We start from the raw sequence: 2,501 nt of genomic DNA, 5'->3' as shown, positions 1-2,501 counted from the left end.
GCCTGCCAGGATCGCGGCCTGCTCGGCGGCGATCTCGTCGGCCGTCTGCGTCTTCTGGCGCTCGTGCAGATCTTGCACCTCGTCGCGGTTCTCGATCGCGTACTCGATCAACTTCTCGACGTTGTAGAGGTTGGCGTCGCGGACCGCCTGCAGCTGAATCGGCGGCAGGTCGAAGTCGTACTCGACGCGGTTCTTGATCCGCACGGCCATCATCGAGTCCAGGCCGAGTTCGACCAGCGGGACCTCCCAAGGCAGGTCCTCGGGCTCGTAGCCCATCGCCATCGACACGATGGCTGCCAGCCGATCACGAATCGTCTCACCGGAATCCGGTGTCCAACGGCCCAAAGCGCCGATCTGTCGGGCGGTCAGGCTGTCGGTCACGGCACTGGCTTCGGGCTCTTCGGCGACCGGCGCGACCACCGAGGTCTGCGTGGCTGCGACCGCCGCACCCGCGCCGACGGCGGTCGGCAGCACCGAAGCCTGCCCTGCCCGCGACACCAGCGCGTCGTAGACCAGCGTGAAGGACTCGTCGATGCGCGCGTGGATCTGCACGGCCGCGCCACCGGGGTGACGGGTCAGCGTCGTGACCAGCCGAGCATTAGCGGCCGGCACCGCGCGCTGCTCGGAGGCGGTCAGCACCGCATCCGGAAGCACTTGCGTCGCAGCGGCTCTCACCAGAGCGGCCAGATCGGCCTCACCGCGCGGTGCGTATTCCCAGACATGCCTGCCGTCGGGCATCGCCACGTGCGTGCCGGGCATAAGTACCGAGCCGTCGCCGGAGAAGTGCGCGTCCAGCCAGTGCTCCTTGCGGCGGAACTTGGTCGGCGGGATGTTGGCGAAATCTTCTGGACCCGTGGCGCGGGTGAACAGTGTGCGGATGTCGAGGTCGTGCCCGAACACGAACAGCTGGGCCATCGCCGAGATCATCGACTCGACGTCGTCCTGCTTGCGGGCCAAGGTCGGAATCAGCTGTGCGTCCGGCAATCCCGCGGCCGCGGTGGTCAACCCGATCTGCATCAGCGCGACCGGGTTCGGCGCGAGCTCCAGGAACGTGGTGTATCCGTTGTCGACGGCGTTGCGCACCCCGTGGGTGAAGTACACCGAGTGCCGCATGCCCTTGAGCCAGTAGGCGACATCGTGGATCGGCTCGCCACCCGGCCGGACGTAGGTCCCCTCGTGCACCGTCGAGAAGATCCCGACATTCGGGCTGCTCGGCGAAATACCTTGCAGCTCAGCGGAGAACTCGCCCAGCAGCGGATCCATCTGCGAGGTGTGGCCGGCGCCCTTGGTCTGGAGTTTGCGGGCGAAGCGTCCCTCCGCCTCGGCGCGGGCGACGATCGCGTCGATCTCGTCGGGCGGGCCACCGATAACGGTCTGACTCGGCGCGGCGTAGACACACACCTCCAGGCCGGGGAAGTCGGCGAACACCGTCTTGAGTTCGTCGGCGGAGTATTCGACCAGCGCCATGAACCGGATGTACTCGCCGAACAACATCGCCTCGCCCTCGCCCATCAGGTGCGAGCGCGAGCAGATCACCCGGGTGGCGTCGGCGAGCGAGAGCCCGCCGGCAAAGTAGGCGGATGCGGGTTCGCCCAGCGACTGGCCAATCACCGCAGCGGGTTTCGCGCCATGACTCTTGAGCACCTCACCGAGCGCGATCTGGATCGCGAAGATGACGACGTTGCTGGTTTCGATGCCGTAGTCGACCGAGTCGTCGAGGATCAGCTCGAGGACGGAGTAGCCCCGCTCGTCCTGGATCAGCGCGTCGACCTTGTCGATCCACTCGGCGAACACCTCGTGGCGCAGGTACAGGTTCTTGCCCATCTTGCGGTGCTGCGCACCAAAACCGGCCATCGCCCAGACCGGGCCATTGGTCGCCGGTCCGTCGGTGCTGAACACGTAGGGCTTCTGCTTGCCATCGGCGATCGCGCGCAAACCCTTGACCGCTTCTTCGTGGTCGTGGGCCAGCACCACCGCGCGGGAACGGCCATGGTTGCGCCGCGACAGGGCCCGGCCGATCGACTCCAGCGACGAAGCGTGGCCCTCGGGGCTTTCCATCCAGTCGGCCAGCTCGGCCGCGGCCGCCCGCTTGCGCGACGTCAGGAACGCCGAGATCGGCAACGGCACCATGGGCACCGGGACTTCTTCGGCCGCAAGCTCTTCCAGCGCGATCTCTTTGAGCCGGACGGCTTCATCGGTGATGCCGGGCAACTCGTATTCGTCATCGGCCGGCGTGCTCCCGCCTTCGGCCGAATCAATGAACTCGCCGTATTCGTCAAAACGCACCCCGCCGATCAGCTCCCCGTGCTCCTCGGCGGCTGCCCCGGTCTCAGCCTCGGGCTGCGGTTCGGGCTCACGCTCGATCACGTCGCGGGGTAGCACCTCACGCAGCACCACGTGCGCGTTGGCGCCACCGAAGCCGAAGCTGGACACACCCGCCACGGCATACCCGCCGTAGCGCGGCCAGTCGGAGACGGCGGTCAGCACGCGCAGATGCGCGG

Annotated in this window: 1 protein-coding gene; it reads right to left on the bottom strand. The window is 67.4% G+C overall.

The window, feature by feature from the left end; translation table 11 throughout:
- Positions 1-2,501 (bottom strand): acyltransferase domain-containing protein (locus WAN02_RS20390; RefSeq protein WP_422266041.1); only part of this gene is annotated, 2,501 nt, incomplete at both ends.

It is taken from the genome of Mycobacterium sp., from assembly GCF_049281135.1.
Lineage (GTDB): Bacteria > Actinomycetota > Actinomycetes > Mycobacteriales > Mycobacteriaceae > Mycobacterium.
Note: the sequence above shows the minus strand (reverse complement) of the source record. Positions and strands in the feature narration are given on the sequence as shown.